We start from the raw sequence: 17,111 nt of genomic DNA on the forward strand, positions 1-17,111 counted from the left end.
GTGCCATTTCGGCTGCCGGCCGGGTAATGTCACGCAAATGGAGCGGCGCGTTCTCGAAGCGGTCATCTATGAGCGCGAGCCGCCGATTGCGCGGATCATCCTGAACCGGGTCGACAAGGCCAACACCAAGGACGCGGTCCTGGTGACCGAAGTCGACGAATGCCTGCATGAGGCCGACCGCGACAAGGAGATCAAGGTCGTCATCCTCAAGGCCAACGGAAAGGGTTTCTGTGGCGGACATGTGGCCCGCTGGGGCCCCGACGAAAACCCGTATCCCGACTTCGGCGAGACGTTCGAGGATCTGTACAAGGGCACGGCCGACCTGTTCCTGTGGCCGACGCTGTACCTGTGGGAGTTTCCGAAGCCGACCATCTCCGCGATTCACGGCTACTGCATGGGCGGCGGAATCTATCTCGGTCTGCTGACCGACTTCTGCGTCGCGTCGGAGGACGCGTATTTCCAAATGCCGCTTGCCCAAAGCCTTGGCGAGCCCGGCGGGCACACCATGATCGAACCGTGGTTGCTGATGAACTGGCATCGCACCATGGACTGGCTGCTGCTGGCTCCGACGCTCTCCGCGCAGGAAGCCCTCGACTGGGGCCTGCTCAACAAGGTGGTGCCGCGCGAAGACCTCGACGAAGTGGTCGAGCAGATGGCGCGCAAGATCGCCCAAATCCCGTTGACCACCCTGATGGCGGTGAAGAACAACGTGAAGCGCGCGTGGGAACTGATGGGCATGCGGGTGCACCTGCAAGTCAGCCACATCCTGACGAACATGGTCGGCGCCGCCTCCGACGTCCAGGCGCGGCGGGCCGAGCTGAAGCAATCGGGTATGAAGCCACGCGATTTCGTCGGCCGCGACGAAAAGGATGCCGGGACCTAGCGCCTTGGATCGCCGGCGACACCCCGGCCGCCGGCGTGCCGGGCGGCGACATAGCCGAACACCATTGTGTAGGCGATGCTTCCGCCCGCGCCCAGATAATTGCGGCCCATGACAGTCGCGGTGATGTTTCCCGTCGCGTACAGTCCGTCGATCACGCGGTCGTCCTCGTCGAGCACCTGGGCGTGCTCGTTCGTAATCACCCCGCCGCACGTTCCGACGTCGGCCGGAACGACTTTGGTGGCGTAGAACGGTGACCGCTCGAGCGGGCCGAGGGCGGCGTTCGGGCGATGCCCGGGATCACCCAGACAGTCGTTGTACGCCGACTGACCGCGCCCGAAGTCCGGGTCAAGGCCCTTGGCCGCAAAGCCGTTGAAGCGCTTGATCGTCTGCTCCAACGCGTCGGCCGGTACGCCCATCTGGCGCGCCAGCTCGCCGACGGTCTCGCCCCGCATCACCGCGCCCCGCGCGATGAGTTCTTCGGGCAGGCGACGCTTCTTGAACGGGTTGGCCCCCGAAACGTACCGGCTGATGTAACCCTCGTCGAAGACCATCCAGCACGGCACCGCCTTGTTCGCGTACATCGCCTTGCCGACTTCGACGTACGAGTTGGACTCGTTGCAGAATCGCCGGCCGGTTCCGTCGACGTAGATGGCGCCGGGACGCTGCCGCCCGCTGCCCAGCGCCTTCGCGGCGTCACCTCCGTCGGCGATGAAAACCGAGGGCAGCCACCAGGCCTCGTCCATCAGGTCGGTCTTGGCGCCCAGCCGGATCGCGGTCTGCAACACCTCGCCGGTGTCGCCGGCGTTCGCGATCGACCAGAGCCCCTCGTTGGGCTGCTCCCCGCTGTAGCGGCGGCGCATGTCCGCGTTACGGCTGAAGCCGCCCGCCGCCAACAGGACGCCCTTGCGCGCCTCGATGTTCAGCGCCTCGCCGTGACGTGAGACGCGCGCGCCGACGACCCGGCCGTCCTCGACGATCAGGTCCTCCATCGCCGCGCCGGTCCAGATCGGCGGCTCGCCGCGCAGATCGATCAGCACCTTGAGCATCTGACCGATGAGCGAGGCGCCGTTGGTGAGGATCTCCCGACGGCGGAGCCGGGCGGCCCTGGTGCGCGCGAACACTCGCATCGCCACCGCGAAGGCTCGCGGCGACCGATTGAAGTACTGCACCGAACGCAGCTCGTTGGTCTTGAGAACGAACCCGCCGTAAGCCTTGGCCATCGAGGGCTGGACCCGGTCACGCCAGTTGCCCAGCGCGGCGGCATCGTACGGGACGCACTCGATGGCGCGACCGGCTTCGTTGCCCCCCTTGTGGTTCGGGTAATAGTCGCTCCAGCCGGGGCACCGCACAAACCGAACACCCTTGCGGGTGAGGAAGTTGATCATTTCGTATCCCGCGCTGAGGAACGTCTCGCGGCGCGCCGGTGACGAGGCCGGACCGATGTCGCCGACGACGTCGTCGAAATATGCCAGGCCGTCCTCGTGCGAGTCCGGGATGCCGTCGGCGCGCATCAGCGGGTTGTTCGGCAGCCACACCATGCCACCCGAAAGGCCGGTGGAACCTCCGACCAGGGATTGCTTTTCGATCACCAGCGGCTCGATGCCGGAGTCGAGCGCCGCCAGCGCCGCGACCATGCCGCCCCCGCCGCTGCCGGCGATGAGCAGGTCCACGGAGCGGTCCCACCGGGTGGTCATCGTGCCTCCGCGCGCAAGGCCAGGTCGGCGACCGGTACGTCGATGGTGGTGTTGGTCTTCTGGATCGCGGGGACCAGCGCCTCGTGCGGCAGCCCGGCGAGGAAGCCGTCGACGACGCGTTCGAAGTTGGAGATCAGGCCCTCGATCTGGTCCGACAGCCGCATGTATTCGAAGCCCTTGGAGTGCAACCCTTTCTGCTGTCTCGGCAGATTGGAGAAGTCTTGCGCGGGGATCGGCGGCCAGCGCGGGTCGTCGGGCGCCATCGGCGCCGGGGGCTGGGGCCTGCCTGCGGGAACGTCGTCGGGAAACCGGGTGAGGGACCAGATCTCGAACAGGGTGTCCTCGGGGCCGAGCGGGCGGATGCGGTACGACGACGCGCTGCTGTAGGTGGGGAGGATGAAGTAGTGCGGGAAGCAGAACCCGATCGCATCGGTGATCCCGCGGCGGACCAGCTCGTTCAGGTCGGGCATGGTGCTGCCCCGGGCCCGATGCCAGCTGACGACGGCGTCGTTGAGGGCGCTGCGCCAGGCATTCATCGCCGCCGCGGGATCGGCGGGCAGCTCGATGTTCTGCAGCCCCTCGGCGATTCGGATGTCGTTGTCGTGCGTCATGCCGCCCATGCCGGTGCCGAGGGTGCGCATGAAGTACAGGCTGCTCGCGACGACGGGATGCACCGCCGATTTGGCGGGGCCACCGTTCTGTGCGGACGGCAGCAGCTGAGGATGGGTTTGGGGGACGTGGTAGCCCTCCATGAACGCCGCCGCCGCCAGCTTCCAATTCACCGGCAACCGGCACGACTGCCACCACTCGACCCGCAGCGATTCCACCCGCCAGGCGTCGTACGTCGACGCGAAGGGCTCCAGGCAGTCGCGCAGCGCGGGGGCCCCGTCGTCGAGGTTGATCCACGCGCATCCGCCCCAGGTCTCACACCGCACCGAAACCAGCTGCAGATCTTGGGGATTCATGTTTTCCGCGGCGAACGCCTCGGGCCGCAACACGAACGTGCTGCGCCCGTCGATGCCCCAGCACCAGCCGTGGAAGGGGCAAACGAAAGTCCGCCGGGACCCGCTGCCTTCCACCAGCTTCACCCCGCGATGGCGGCACGCGTTGTGGTAAGCCTGGACCGTGTCCGCGTCGACACGCACCACGATGATCGACTGATCGAGGATCTCGTATTCGACGAAGTCGCCGGGCTTGGGAATCTCCTCGAGCCGGCACGCCATCTGCCAGACGCGCGGCCAGAAGGCCTCCGCCTCCAGCGCGTAGAACTCGGGGTCGTAATAGCGCTGCTTGGGAATGCGGTCGACGGACTGGACCGCCCACGGCACCGGTAGCGGTGTCCAGTTCCTGGCCGTGCTCACCGAGCTGGTCGCTGAGTCTGTCTTGGAAGCCATCTCGCCATTCCTCTTCGATTACACGATCCGCGTTGACCGCCCCTGCCAGTAACGCTCGCGAATGCGTCTCTTGTACAGCTTTCCGTTCGGGTCCCGGGGCAGTTCCGGAACGAATTCGACGGTGCGCGGGCACTTGTAGCCCGCCAGGTGCGCTCGGCAGTACTCGATGAGTTCGGCCTCGAGGTCGGGCCCCGGCCGGACACCGTCGACCGGCTGTACGACGGCCTTGACCTCCTCGCCGAACTCGTCGTTGGGGACGCCAAAGACGGCCGCGTCAACAAGCTTGGGATGCATGATCAGAAGGTTCTCGACTTCCTGGGGGTAGATGTTCACCCCGCCGGAAACGATCATGAATGTGGACCGGTCGGTGAGGTAGAGATAGCCGTCGTCGTCGACGTACCCCATGTCGCCCAGGGTGCGCCAGCCCCGGTCGTTGAACACCGAGGCGGTCTTGGCGGGGTCCTTGAAGTATTCAAAGGCGGGCCCGCCTTCGAAGAAGAGCTCACCGGCGTGGCCGGCGGGCAACTCGACGCCGCCGTCTCCGATGACGTGCACCGGCGACATGGGTTTGCCCACCGAACCGGGATGGGCCAGCCATTCCTCCGGACCGATGGTCGTGCCCGCGAATCCCTCGGTGCCACCGTAGTATTCGTGGATGATCGGCCCGAACCACTTCATCATGTGGTGTTTGACGTCGACCGGGCAGGGCGCGGCCGCATGGATCACACATCGCAGGCTCGACACGTCATACCTTTCCCGAACCGCCCTGGGCAGCTTGAGCATTCGCACGAACATGGTGGGCACGAACTGGGCATGCGTCACGCGGTGCGTCTCGATCAACCGCAGGACGGTCTCGGCGTCGAACTTGCGCATGAGGATCGCCGCGGCGCCGACGCGGTTGACCGCCATGGTGTAGTTCACTCCGGCCGCGTGGTAGAGCGGTGCGGGGGAGAGGTACACGCTCGACGGGCTCATCCCGTACTTGTGGGTGAGCGCCAATTCCAGCACCGCCTGAGCCCAGGAACCGTTGCCGTCGGTCGGAAGGGGCCGGCGGACCGCCTTCGGCCTGCCGGTGGTGCCCGACGAATACAGCATCTCCGACCCGTCCGACGCGGGCGGTGCGGCACCGGCCGTCGCCAGCGCCTCCTCGTACGCGCGCCAGCCGGGCAAGGCTCCCCCCACCGCGAGGTGAACGGTGACGGCCGGGTTGGCCGCGCGGACGTGGGCGGCAAGTTCGGGCATGGTGGCGTCGACGAAGACCGCCCGCGCATCGGAGTCGTCGATGACGTAGGCGACCTCGTCCGCGGTGAAGTGGGTGTTGACCGCGGTGTAATAGAGGCCGGAAAGCTGGCAGGCCCAGGTGATTTCGAGGAACTCGGGTCGGTTCGGCAAGATCAGGGCCACGCCGTCGCCGGGGCGCAGCCCGGCGCCGTGCAGCACCGCGGCGACGCGCTGGCTGCGGGCGTACAGCGCGGAGTGCGAGATCGTGTCACCGCCCGCGACGATGAGGGCCGGCGCCTGTCCGGCCCTCGTGGCGTGATCGGCAAGGTTCACTTGCGCGAGCCCCGCGGAACCCTAAGTGGCCGTGGCGCCGTCGGTCGACGCGGCCGCCGCGGCCTGCCGCCGGGCGTGCTCGGACGGCAACACCTTGTCCTTGAACACCGTCTGAATCAGCTGCTGGACGTCCTTGCTTATCGAGGCCAGCGCGACCAGGTCATTGGAGCTCTGCCAGTGCACCCGCATGCCCATCAGCTCCCAGGCCCGCTTCAGGTTGGCCTTCGTGAGCATCAGCGTCGTCAACGGAGCCTGGGCGATGTGCCGGGCAATGGCCTCGACACGGTCGTCGAGCTGATCACGTGGAACGACCTCGTTCACCAGGCCGACCTCCAGCGCCTTCTTGGCGTCGATCACCTCGGCGGTGAACAGGTAGTAGGCCGCGCGGCGCCAGTTCATGAAGACCCAGGGCTCGATGGAACATTCGCCCGAGGGCATCCCGAAGCCCTGCAGCGGCGGGTAGGAGAAATAGGCGTCCTCGGCGGCGATGACGATGTCGGTGGTCAGGCCCATATGGGTGCCGCCGCCGACGCAGTAGCCGTGCACCTGCGCGATGGTGGGCTTGGAGAACTCCCACAGATTCAGGGTCGGCTTGACGAACAGGTCCGACTGCGCCTTCCAGGGGTGGCCGGTCACCATGGCGTTCTCCACGAACGACGGGTAGTCGACGGCGTTGTTGCCGATGGCGTGTCCGGAGCAGAAGCCCTTGCCGTTGGCCTTGAGGACGAGCACCTTGATGTCGTAGTCGCGGTCGGCGTCCAGCAGCGCGGCATCCACCTCTTCGGCCAGCTTCTGATCCTGGGCGTTCGCCTTCTCCGGCCAGTTGAGGATGACGCGGGCGATGGGCCCCTCTTTCTGGTAGATGATTCTCTCGCGAGTCTCGTTGAGATCCATACGTGCTCACCTTTCCTGGTTCAAGAAGTGATGACGCCGATTTCGGCGCCGATGTCGTAGGTGGTGCCGACCTGGCCCGTCCATTGCACGGTGCCCGACGCCCCCGCTTCGATCTCCTGTTCCACCTTCTCGGTGGCGATCACGTAGAGGGGCGTGCCCGCATCCACGTGCTGGCCGGCGTCGACGAGAAGGTCGGTGAGCTCGGCCTCCGACACGGCCACCGAGACCCGCGGAATGCGGATGATGAAGTCAGCCATGCACTCTCGCTCCCGTCAGGGTCCTCCCTAAGGTCTTCAGCGCCGCGGCGACGATTCGTGCCGGGGAGGGGTACACCTGCGCTTCGAGCGCCGCCGCGGCCGGGTTGGGGACGAATCGGGCGGCCACCCGTTCGACGGGCGCCGCCAGCTCGGAGAACAGCTCCGCGTGCAGGATCGCAGCGAGCTCCGCTCCGGGGCCGGCGAATTGGACCGCGTCATGGATGATGACGGCACGGCGGGTACGGCGGGCGGAGTCGACGATGGTCTCGACGTCGAGCGGTACCAGCGTGCGCAGATCGACGACCTCGGCGCTCACACCCTGTTCGGCCAGCGTGGCCGCGGCGGTGAGGGCGTCGTGCACGCAGCGTCCGTAGCCGATCAGGCTCACGTCGGTGCCCGGCCGCTTGATGTCGGCGAGGCCCAGCGGGATGGAGAACGCGGGATCGACGGGGACGGGACCCTTCTTGCCCTGCAGCCGAATGGTTTCGACGAAGAGGCAGGGATCCTCGTCGAAGATCGCCGATGTCAGGAGGCCCTTCCCGTCGCGGGGTGTGGACGGCACGATCACCTTCATGCCGGGGATGTGCATGAACCACGCCTCGAGGCTTTGCGAATGCGTGGCACCGGTGGCCAGCCCGGCGTAGACCTGGGTGCGAATGGTGATCGGCGCCGTCGTGCGTCCGGCGGTCATGAACCTCAGCTTGGCCGCGTTGTTGATCAGCTGGTCGGCCGCGATGCCGATGAAATCCATGATCATGATCTCGGCCACCGGCAGCAGGCCGTCGATGGCGGCGCCGATGGCCGCGCCGACGATCGCCGCCTCCGAGATCGGGGTGTCCAGGACGCGGTCGTGACCGTACTTCGTCGACAGTCCCGCGGTCGGTCCGGACGCGCCCGGATCGGCGATGTCCTCACCGAGCAGGAACACCCGATCGTCGGCGGCAAGCGCTTGATCCAGTGCGAGGTTGAGCGCCTCGCGCATCGTCATCTCCCGCTCTTGCGTGTTCATACCGGGAACCTGATCGGGGTCGCGTACACATCCATATCCAGCTCTTCGATAGACGGGGAATCGGCGCCCATCACGGCTTGCAGCGCAGTTTCCACCGCCGCCAGCGCCTCGTCGTCGATGCGGTCGAGTTCGTCCGGAGTGCAGATGCCGGTGTCGGCGAGGTGGCTGCGGAACCGGGGGACCGGGTCGGCCTCCATCGCGGCGGCAAGTTGATCCTTGGGAATGTAGGGCATCCGGTCGCCGAAGTAATGGCCGCGGAAGCGAAACGTCACGCATTCGATGAAGGTGGGGCCGTCACCGGAGCGGGCCCGCCGCAGCGCGTCCTCGAGTGCGGATTTGACTGCCAGCGGGTCGTTTCCGTCGACACGCACCCCGGGCATGCCATAGCCGGCCGCCCGGTCGGCGACGTGTTCGAGCTTCATGGTGTCGGCCGTGGGCGTCATCTCGGCGTACTGGTTGTTCTGGCAGACGAAGACCATCGGCAGGTCCCACAGCGCCGCCATGTTCGCGGCCTCGTGGAAGGACCCGGTGTTCGTCGCGCCGTCACCGAAACTGACCACCGTGACGCGATCGGAACCCTTGCGTTTGGCCGCCATCGCCAATCCCACCGCCACCGGTGGTCCGGCCCCGACGATCCCGGTCGAAAGCATCACGCCCTTAGCGGGATTGGCGATGTGCATAGTGCCGCCCTTGCCGCGGCTGGCGCCGACGGTGCGGCCCATCATCTCGCCGTAGATCTCCTCGAGCGGGACGCCCTTGCCGATGAGGTCGTGCAGCCCGCGGTAGGTGGTCACCAGCCGATCGTCGGGGCGCAGCGCCACGCCCATTGCGGCGGCGATGGCCTCCTGGCCGCGCGAGGGCCAGTAGACGCACATGAACTCGCCGGTGCCGATGCCTTTGGACAGCCGGTCGTCGGCCGCCTTCATCAGCACCATCAGCTCATAAAGCCGGCGCTGGGCGTCCGGTGCGGAGTCGGTCATCGGTATCACGCACCCGACCACGGCTTGACCTTGAGGAAGCCGCCGCCGTCGACGCGGAGCTGCTGGCCGGTGATGTAGCGCGCCGCGTCGGAGGCCAGGAACAACACCGCCTCGCTGATGTCCTCGGGTTCGACGTAGGGGATCGGCATCGCCTGCACGAGCGGGAAGACCGGTTCGGCATCCTCGCGGGTCGGATCTTTCAAGTCCGGCCGGAAGGCCCGATACATCGGCGGGCTGTGCAACATGTCGGTGTTGACGTTGGTGGGGTGCACCGCGTTCATCCGGATGGAGAACCGGGCGAGCGCCAGGGCGAAGTCGTTGACGTAATGCGCGGCAGCCAATTTCGCGAAGGCATATCCGGCACCGCCGGGCCCCCCGTCGATGCCGGTGGTGTTCATCGACGACATGAACGCCGCGTTGGAACCGATGACGATGATCGACGCGCCGGCCTGCAGGTGCTTGAGGCTCGCGTGCACCAGGTTCAGCACGCCGACCAGGTCCACGTCCACGGCGTCGGCGAAGGCCTGCGGCGGCAGGCCCGCGGTGAGCGGGCAGATGCCCGCGTTGGCGACGACGACGTCGAGATGCCCCAACTCGGCGACGCCCCCATCGATCGCCGCGGACAGGGCCACCCGATCGCGAACGTCCGCGACCGCGGTGAACGCGCGCTGGCCCTCCTTCTCGACCAACCGGGCCGTCTCGTCGAGGTCTTCCCGCCGGGCCAGGGGATACTCATTGGTCTCGATGTCGGCGCACAGGTCCACCGCGATGATGTCCGCGCCTTCGGCGGCCAGCATCCGCGCGTGCGAACGGCCTTGGCCGCGTGCGGCGCCACTGATCACGGCCACCTTGCCGGTTACCCTGCCCATCGCCCGTCCTTCGTCCGTGTATCTACACCGCGACCCACGTTGGGGCCCAACACCATTCGTCGGTGCGGCCGCAATGACTCCGCCGGCCGTCCCGTTTCGCCGGGATACGCGGGGTCACGGGTGTTGGAATCGGGCCAACGGTCGGATCCATCGCATCTCTTCCACGAAAAACTGCTCTGACCTGCAGCTGGGCTACCACTACGCCCTAGACTAGCTAGAATATCTAAAATAGCAAGGAATGAACTGGTCGACCGAGGGAGTTGGCGATGTCTGGCGTGCGCGGTGGTGTCCTGCAAGGGGTGCGGGTGGTCGAATTGGCGTCGTGGACCTACGTGCCGTCGGCCGGTGCGGCCCTGTCGGACTGGGGCGCCGACGTGATCAAAGTCGAGGGCGTCGCCTCGGGTGACCCCGGGCGCGCGCTGGTCGTCGGCGGCTTCACCCGGCAGGCGGCGCGCCCGGACGCCGACTTCATCCTCGAGCTGGGCAACCGAGGCAAGCGCAGCATCGCCATCGACATCAAGTCCGAAACCGGTCGCGAGCTGTTCGGCCGCCTCTTGGCGAGTGCGGATGTGTTCCTTACCAATTGGCTGCCCGGGGCGCTCGAGCGGGCCCGGCTCACCGTGGACGACATCCGTTCGTTCAACCCGAAAATCATCATCGCGCGCGGCACCGGGCTGGGCGTGCGGGGACCGGACCGCGACCGCGGCGGGTTCGACGCGGCCACCTATCTCGCGCGGGGCGGCGTCGCCTACACGCTCACGCCGTTCGGCACGGACACGCCCGCGGTGCAGGGGCCGGGGTTCGGCGACCTCCAAGGCGGGGCGACGCTCGCCGGTGGCGTCTGCGCCGCGCTCTTCCACCGCGAGCGCACTGGTGAACCGACGATCGTCGACTCCTCGCTGCTGGCCCAGGCGATGTGGGCGATAGCGCCGTCCATCTCGGCGGCCGACTTCTTCGACATCGACGGGATCCCGGGGGCGCCGCCGGGGCTGGCCATCAACCCGCTCGTGAACAGGTACAAGACCCGCGACGGCAGGTGGATTCAGTTGGTGTTCCTGCAGCCGGACAAGTTCTGGGCAGGGTTCTGTGAACGTGTGGGCCTGGCTGACCTGGTCACCGATGAGCGATTCGTGCCGTCGAGCAACTTGATCGCCAACGCCGCGGAGGCCACCGAGATTCTGGCCAACGTGTTCGCCCGGCACGATCTCGCCCACTGGCAGAAGGCGCTCGAAGACGAGCCGGGCGTGTGGGGTGCCCTGGCGACGCCGCGGGAAACGCTCAACGATCCGCAGGTCGAACCCAACGGGTACGTGGTGACCAACGTCGACGACCACGGCGAGAAGTACCGGATCGTCGCCGCGCCCGTTCAGTTCGACGAGACCCCGCCGGCGCCCGCGCGTGCGCCGGAACACGGTCAGCACACGGAAGAGATCCTGCTGGAACTCGACGTCGATTGGGACGACATCGCCAGGGCCAAGGATCTCAAGGCGATTCTGTAGGACGCCGGGACGGTCGACGAAAGGCGCTATCTGTGGTGACCAAAGTCATCGGCTGCCGATAACCCGGTGACCCAGGACGCTCGCCGACGTACGTTCGGTGCAAGGAGCACCGACATGACTGCATTCATGCGCGCCACAGACGCGTTCACCTGGGCGATGGAGACTGACCCACGGCTGCGATCGACCGTGGTCAGCGTCATACTTCTGGACCGGCCCCCGGACTGGGACGAAGTGCGGAAGCGATTCGACTTGATCAGCCGCACGCTCCCGATGTTCCGGCAGCGCGTGGTGCAGTCACCTCCGCCGGCCCCGCCGCGATGGGAGCGTTACCGGGACTTCGACCTCGATTACCACCTGCGGCGAGCGACAGTTTCCGCCCCCGGAACTCTTGACGACGTGCTCGAGATGGCCCGATTGGCCGAGATGCAGGATTTCGATCGGGCCCGCGCGTTGTGGGAAACGACGTTCGTCGAGGGTCTGGAAAACGGCGGTGCGGCCGTGATCTGCAAGTTTCACCACGCGCTCACCGATGGGGTCGGCGGGGTCCAGATCGCGATGCACCTGTTCGACCTCTCGGAAGATCTGTATTCCGTGGAACCCATGCCGCCCGAGCCACGGGTCACGGCCCCGGCGCTGCTGGGGGGTTACCGCGACGCCGTGCGCTACGACACCGGCTTGCTCAACAGCGCCCTGACGGGCGCGGCCACGTTGGTGCCACGTCTGATGTACGACGGCGTCCGCCGGCCCGTCGCCACCATCCGGTCCGCGGCGAACACCGCGGCATCGGTCTACCGAACCGTCCGGCCGATCAGCCGACCCGGGTCACCGCTGGCGACGGACCGTGGCCTGATCCGGCGTCTCGGGGTGCATCAGGTGCCGACGCGGCCGCTTCGGGAAGCGGCGCACCGTTGCGGTGGGGCGTTGAATGACGCTTTCGTCGCCGGGGTGGCGGGTGGACTGCGCCTCTATCACGAGAAGCACGGCGTCGCGGTGAACGACTTGCACATCACGATGCCGATCAGCCTGCGGACCGAAGCCGATGGCATTGGCGGGAACCGGATCACGCTGATGCGCTTCGACGTGCCCGTCGGCGAGGCGGATCCAGCAAAGCGGATCGCGGCGATACGCCAGCGCACCGCGGCGGTACGGAACGAAAGATCGCTGCCCTACACGCAATTGATCGCCGGAGTGCTCAATCTGGTGCCCCGTTGGTACATCGGCTCGGTTCTGCGCCACGTCGATTTCGTGGCCAGCGATGTGCCGGGCGTTCCCGTGCCGGTCTACCTCGGCGGTGCAGCGGTGCGGGCCCAGTACGCGTTCGGACCCACCATCGGCGCGGCGGTCAACGTCACGCTCCTCACCTATGTCGACACGTGTGGTCTCGGGTTGAACGTCGATACCACCGCGATACCCGACTACGACGTATTCCATGACGCTATCGTCGGTGGCTTTGACGAATTATTGTCTTTGGCAAACTGATCCGAAGATCACGGATTCCGGCACCGACCAGGCACTTCACCGGATTGGTTGATTAGCAACCGATCCCGGAACGGTCACAGGCGGGTATCGATCGCGGCGGTGGTCTGGCACAACGCGAAAGATCGACAAATCATGGCACAGGGCGCCTTTGAGGTTTGCGGCCGCGATGATGCGTAGCGCAGGAATTCCTCGTCCGCTGTGCGAGTGGTGGATTCGTGACGGCGCCGCAGGAGGTATCCACAACATGACAACGAATTGGGTTCCCGCCCAGACCTCGTGTGGCCCACACTCTGGTCGCATCCTCGACACCGCGCGGGGCATTCTCATCGGCCTTCGCCGGTGCCCGTCGGAAGCGGCCCTGGACGAATTGCACAGCGCGGCATTGCGGCACAAAGTGCCGGTATTCGCGATGGCGTGGGCGCTGGTACACCTGGCCGGCGACGGCGAAAAGACACCGAGCTTCACCGACGCGCAATCCGCGGCTCGGCACGAGTGGGGAACGCTGTTCTCCTCCGCCGCAGTGCCCTGCTGAGCGGGCATCAAGACGTTGGGACGGCCGAGCTTTCGAGGGGTAACCCGGCCGTCTCCAACTCCAATCACGCCGGCATCGACGAGCTCCGCCGAGGCTAGCGCGGCCAGGCCGCCGATTCGCCGGCCGCACGCAATGCCGCCACGATGCGCTGCTCCTTCTCCCGGAAGCGCTCCGTCGGTGCCGGCACCGAGATAGCGATCAGGTTGTCGCCCACCCCGCGTCGCGCGATCGCGGCCGCCGAGATACCCGGCGTGTGTTCGTCTCGGTCGAAAGCGATTCCGGTGCGCCGGATCTCGGCCACCTCGGCGCGGAGGCGGTCGGAGGACCCGGGATCCAAGCGGGAGATCACCGCCTCGGCGTCGGCGTCGTCGAGGGCCGCGAGGGCCGCTTTGCCGTTGGCGGTCGACTCCAGCGGGAACCGGACGCCGACGGCCGACACGGCGCGCAGGCGATGCGACGATTCGATCTGGTCGACGAACCACATTCGCCGGCCACGCAAAACCGAGAGGTCGACCGTCTCGCCGTCGGTCGCGCGCGCTACCCGTTCGATCGTTGGGCGGAACACCGCCGCGATGTGCGCGCCGTCGGAATTGCCCAACCCCAGCAATCGGTCGCCCAGGGAGAAACGGCCCTGTGGATCGACACTGGCCAGTCCGACCTCGACCAGGCCCACCAGCAGCCGGCGAGCCGTCGACTTGGCCAGCCCGAGACGCTCACCGAGGTCCACCAGACGCAACCGGCCCGGCTCCGCGGCGATCTCGTCCAGCGCGGCGGCGGCGCGACGCAGTACCTGGATGCCCTCGTCGCGCCCGGCTGCAAAATTGTCCCCCGAGGACGGCATCCGTCCACTATAGTGTTCCGCATTGCGGATCACAAAGATCCGAACTGCGGATCACGGGAGATTCCAGATGAGCGGGCTACCGGCCGGGCGGCACCATTTCCGCGGCGATGACGGCTACGAGGCGGCCCGTCGTGGCACCGTCTGGCACCAGCGGGTACCGGAACGCTACCCCGAAGTGATCGTGCAGGCCGTCGACACCGACGACATCATCGCCGGCATCCGCCATGCGACGGCCCACGGTCTCAAGGTCAGCATTGTCTCGGGCGGACACAGCTTCGCGGCCAGCCATCTGCGCGACGGCTCCGTCCTGCTCGACGTCAGCCGCCTCGACCACGTTTCCATCGACGCCGAAAATGGCCTTGCCCGAGTGGGTCCGGGCAAGGGCGGCAGCCTCCTCATGGCCGACCTCGAGGCGCAGGGCTTGTTCTTTCCCGGCGGTCACTGCAAAGGGGTCTGCCTCGGTGGCTATCTCCTGCAGGGCGGATACGGCTGGAACAGCCGAATCTTCGGCCCGGCCTGCGAGAGCGTGGTGGGCCTCGATGTCGTCACCGCCGAGGGCGAACGGATTCACTGCGACGCCAGCAACAACGCCGACCTCTACTGGGCCGCCCGTGGTGCCGGACCCGGTTTTTTCGGCGTGGTCACGTCGTTCTATCTGAAGCTTTATCCGCGCCCGGGCGCCTGCGGCACCAGCGTCTATGTCTATCCGTTCGAGCTGGCCGACGAGGTTTTCGCGTGGACCCGCGCCGTCAGCGCCGAAGTGGACCCCCGGGTCGAGCTGCAGGCCGTGGCATCCCGCGGCGAACCGAACATGGGCATCGACACCCCGGTCATCTCGCTGGCGTCGCCCGCCTTCGCGGATTCCGATGCTGAGGCGGAAAAGGCGCTCGCCCTGTTCGGCACCTGCCCGGTCGCCGATCGGGCGCTGGTCAAAATCCCATACATGCCAACCGATCTCGCGACCTGGTATGACGTCGCGATGAGCCATTACCTGTCCGATCATTACTACGCGGTTGACAACATGTGGACGTCGGCGCCCGCGGAAGACCTGCTGCCGGGCATCCGGACGATCCTGGACACCATGCCCCCACACCCGGCGCATTTTCTGTGGTTGAACTGGGGCCCGTGCCCTCCCCGCCAGGACATGGCCTACAGCATCGAAGGCGACATCTACCTGGCGCTCTACGGTTCGTGGAAGGACCCGGCCGACGAGGCGAAGTACGCCGACTGGGCGCGGTCCAACATGGCCGCGATGTCCGAATTCGCCATCGGGATTCAGCTCGCCGACGAGAACCTCGGCCAGCGTCCGGCGCGGTTCGCCAGCGACGCCGCAATGGCCAAACTCGACCGCGTGCGCGCCGAGTACGACCCCGACGGTGTGTTCAACAGCTGGATGGGGCGACTCTGATGGCGGGCGATCTGTATCTGGGGTATCGCGGTGACGACGCGAACACCCCGTTCGGCAAGTTCTTCACGCCCGAAATGGCCGCGCTGCCACGCCATGTCGTCGAGGCACTCGAACACGGGCCGCAAGGCGCCATGGCGCTGTTGGCCTTCGACGACGCCGCGCGCGTCGCCGACGACGGCTACCAGCGGACCGAGACCGGCTACGGGGTCCTTGACGACGGCGGCTATCAGGTGTCGGTACGCACCGACATGCCGGGGGTCACGCCGGAGATGTGGTCGTGGTGGTTCGGCTGGCACGGCTGCGACGCCCGCCGCTACAAGCTGTGGCATCCCCGGGCCCATCTGCACGCCGCCTGGAAAGGTCAACGGCAGGACGGCCGGGACGACGCGGCCGTCGGCCTACGGGGCGCCGACCGCTACGTCGGCCGCTGGTCGTTGATCAGCGAGTACATCGGCTCGACGATGCTCAATGGCGCAATCCAATTCGTCGATCCTGCGGCGATGGGCTGCCCACCCGACAGCGACGGTGCGGTGGCGATCTGCGCCCGGCTGGGATCCAGCGAGGCCCCGGTGGACGTCGGATGGTTCATCCACCACGTCCGGTCGACGCCGAACGGGTCCGAGATGCGGTCACGATTCTGGATGGGCGGCAGGCACATCGAAGTGCGCAACGTCCCCGGCGTCGCTTCGCGCGCGGTGCGCCCGATCGCCTCGCGGGTGCTCGGCAACGCGGAAACCGGCGCCCGCAATCTGATGGTGCACTGCGCACAGGAGATGAATCACCTGGCGGCCTTCCTCCCGGAACTCTATGCCGCCTTCGGCAACGAGTAGCCGCACCGTTAGCGCCGAGCGCTCGCCGACGGATGCGTTGCACGAACCGCCGGAACCTCGGGCGTGCATGCATCGTGTGATGCGTTGGAAGATAGGGAAATTCGTGTGCTGCCGAGATATCCCGCCAACATCACGAGTGCGCAACCTGCAAGCTGAAGGGGAGACGGGCGTTCACCGAGCGCGACCGCGCCGAGCGTGATAGCACCCACCGGGGTGAGCAACAGGAGGGCGGAGCTCACGGTGCTGGGTAGGCGGCCCGAGCAGAAGGCGACGAGCAGCCAGCCGAACAATTGCCCGGTGATGGCAACCAGGGTCAACCATGCGAGAGCTCGCCAGCCCGGCCAGACCAGCAGGCCATGCCACCACGGGCCGACTGCCACCGCCACAATCGCGGACGTCGCGAGCACGACGCTATATGTCTGCATCGGCCTGCCGGCTTGCCCGCCGCGTCGCAGCAGGAACAGAAACCCGGAGTAGCACAGCGCTGCGCCCACGGCGTGCATCGTTCCGCGGATGGGATCAGAGCCCGAAATCCCTTGCTCGAGTAGGCCGCCGGCGAGCAACACGCCGACCAGCAAGGCGGGCAGCGACAGCAGGAATCGGCGCGAAATGCGTTCCCCGTCGGCCAGCCAGCTGAGCACCGGGACAACGGCGACCTGGGCATTGACGAGGACCGTCGACAAGCCCGCTCCCACTTCCGGGATGGCCTGCGTCCACAGCAACATATCGCCGGCGAACAAGGCGCCACACAGGATCGCCGACAGCAGCGCCCGCCGTGGCAAGCCGCCGCGGCGCCGCCATTCCGGGGCCGCAAGGAGCATGACCACGGGCAACGCGATCAGGCAGCGCGCGGCCGTGGCGGTGGCCGGTGTGGTGGCGGCCAACTTGAGCAGCACCGCCGACGCCGACACGGACAAGGCGCCCGTTGCCAATCCGACCCGATCCAGTGAGGGTGCGGGAACATGTCTCATGGTCGGGGGATACCCAC

The 17,111-nt window shown here is 67.1% G+C and carries 16 protein-coding genes; 6 read left to right on the forward strand and 10 right to left on the reverse strand.

Annotated elements, in window-relative coordinates:
- The first annotated feature begins 37 nt into the window (after positions 1 to 37).
- Entirely contained in the window at positions 38 to 883 is an 846-nt protein-coding gene (locus A5756_RS15665; RefSeq protein ID WP_066953848.1) for an enoyl-CoA hydratase/isomerase family protein, read from the forward strand.
- Here the strand turns inward: A5756_RS15665 and A5756_RS15670 are convergent.
- The 8 genes from A5756_RS15670 to A5756_RS15705 are packed head-to-tail and all read right to left on the reverse strand — an operon-like array spanning position 880 to position 9,534.
- Positions 880 to 2,577 carry an FAD-binding protein gene (locus A5756_RS15670; protein ID WP_066953851.1) on the reverse strand — a complete coding sequence of 566 codons (1,698 nt, stop codon included), beginning with the start codon at positions 2,575 to 2,577 and terminating at the stop codon, positions 880 to 882. The genes A5756_RS15665 and A5756_RS15670 overlap by 4 nt on opposite strands.
- Positions 2,574 to 3,971: an SRPBCC family protein gene (locus A5756_RS15675; RefSeq protein WP_066953853.1), complete on the reverse strand. Its 1,398-nt coding sequence runs from the start codon at positions 3,969 to 3,971 to the stop codon at positions 2,574 to 2,576. Before A5756_RS15675 ends, A5756_RS15670 begins: the two co-directional genes overlap by 4 nt.
- A gap of 18 nt (positions 3,972 to 3,989) precedes the next feature.
- Positions 3,990 to 5,525 (reverse strand): acyl-CoA synthetase, encoded by a 1,536-nt coding sequence (locus tag A5756_RS15680; RefSeq protein WP_066953856.1) that lies wholly within the window; start codon positions 5,523 to 5,525, stop codon positions 3,990 to 3,992.
- A gap of 21 nt (positions 5,526 to 5,546) precedes the next feature.
- Positions 5,547 to 6,419 carry an enoyl-CoA hydratase-related protein gene (locus A5756_RS15685; protein WP_066953859.1) on the reverse strand — a complete coding sequence of 291 codons (873 nt, stop codon included), beginning with the start codon at positions 6,417 to 6,419 and terminating at the stop codon, positions 5,547 to 5,549.
- Between the two features lie 20 nt (positions 6,420 to 6,439).
- A complete protein-coding gene (locus A5756_RS15690) occupies positions 6,440 to 6,676 on the reverse strand; it encodes a lipoyl domain-containing protein (RefSeq protein WP_066953863.1) in 237 nt (78 codons plus the stop codon).
- The gene (locus tag A5756_RS15695; protein WP_066953866.1) at positions 6,669 to 7,685 is read right to left on the reverse strand and encodes an alpha-ketoacid dehydrogenase subunit beta; all 1,017 of its coding nucleotides are present in this window, start codon (positions 7,683 to 7,685) and stop codon (positions 6,669 to 6,671) included. Before A5756_RS15695 ends, A5756_RS15690 begins: the two co-directional genes overlap by 8 nt.
- Complete coding sequence (locus A5756_RS15700) at positions 7,682 to 8,665, reverse strand: thiamine pyrophosphate-dependent dehydrogenase E1 component subunit alpha (protein WP_066954010.1); 984 nt, start codon at positions 8,663 to 8,665, stop codon at positions 7,682 to 7,684. Before A5756_RS15700 ends, A5756_RS15695 begins: the two co-directional genes overlap by 4 nt.
- A 5-nt stretch (positions 8,666 to 8,670) precedes the next feature.
- A complete protein-coding gene (locus A5756_RS15705; protein WP_066953869.1) occupies positions 8,671 to 9,534 on the reverse strand; it encodes a mycofactocin-coupled SDR family oxidoreductase in 864 nt (287 codons plus the stop codon).
- A 266-nt stretch (positions 9,535 to 9,800) separates the two neighbouring features.
- Here A5756_RS15705 and A5756_RS15710 point away from each other — a divergent pair, with 266 nt between their 5' ends.
- From A5756_RS15710 to A5756_RS15720, 3 genes are all read left to right on the forward strand, one after another.
- Complete coding sequence (locus A5756_RS15710) at positions 9,801 to 11,033, forward strand: CaiB/BaiF CoA-transferase family protein (protein ID WP_066953872.1); 1,233 nt, start codon at positions 9,801 to 9,803, stop codon at positions 11,031 to 11,033.
- 114 nt (positions 11,034 to 11,147) lie between these two features.
- Positions 11,148 to 12,512 carry a wax ester/triacylglycerol synthase domain-containing protein gene (locus tag A5756_RS15715; protein WP_066953875.1) on the forward strand — a complete coding sequence of 455 codons (1,365 nt, stop codon included), beginning with the start codon at positions 11,148 to 11,150 and terminating at the stop codon, positions 12,510 to 12,512.
- Positions 12,513 to 12,756: 244 nt separating this feature from the next.
- The gene (locus tag A5756_RS15720) at positions 12,757 to 13,044 is read left to right on the forward strand and encodes an ANTAR domain-containing protein (protein ID WP_066953878.1); all 288 of its coding nucleotides are present in this window, start codon (positions 12,757 to 12,759) and stop codon (positions 13,042 to 13,044) included.
- Positions 13,045 to 13,138: 94 nt separating this feature from the next.
- Here the strand turns inward: A5756_RS15720 and A5756_RS15725 are convergent, their stop codons facing one another.
- Positions 13,139 to 13,885, reverse strand: coding sequence for an IclR family transcriptional regulator (locus tag A5756_RS15725; RefSeq protein WP_066953882.1), 747 nt, complete (start codon positions 13,883 to 13,885; stop codon positions 13,139 to 13,141).
- 67 nt (positions 13,886 to 13,952) lie between these two features.
- On the opposite strand from A5756_RS15725, the gene A5756_RS15730 reads away from it, so the two are divergent.
- A complete protein-coding gene (locus A5756_RS15730; protein ID WP_066953885.1) occupies positions 13,953 to 15,293 on the forward strand; it encodes an FAD-binding oxidoreductase in 1,341 nt (446 codons plus the stop codon).
- Positions 15,293 to 16,123 carry a DAPG hydrolase family protein gene (locus A5756_RS15735; RefSeq protein ID WP_066953888.1) on the forward strand — a complete coding sequence of 277 codons (831 nt, stop codon included), beginning with the start codon at positions 15,293 to 15,295 and terminating at the stop codon, positions 16,121 to 16,123. The genes A5756_RS15730 and A5756_RS15735 overlap by 1 nt, the downstream gene beginning before the upstream one ends.
- An 8-nt stretch (positions 16,124 to 16,131) precedes the next feature.
- On the opposite strand, the gene A5756_RS15740 is transcribed toward A5756_RS15735, so the two are convergent.
- Positions 16,132 to 17,094, reverse strand: a complete 963-nt coding sequence (locus tag A5756_RS15740; RefSeq protein ID WP_082960043.1) for a DMT family transporter — start codon at positions 17,092 to 17,094, stop codon at positions 16,132 to 16,134.
- Positions 17,095 to 17,111: the final 17 nt, after the last annotated feature.

Origin of the sequence: Mycobacterium sp. 852002-53434_SCH5985345, assembly GCF_001667155.1 — a bacterium.
Lineage (GTDB): Bacteria > Actinomycetota > Actinomycetes > Mycobacteriales > Mycobacteriaceae > Mycobacterium.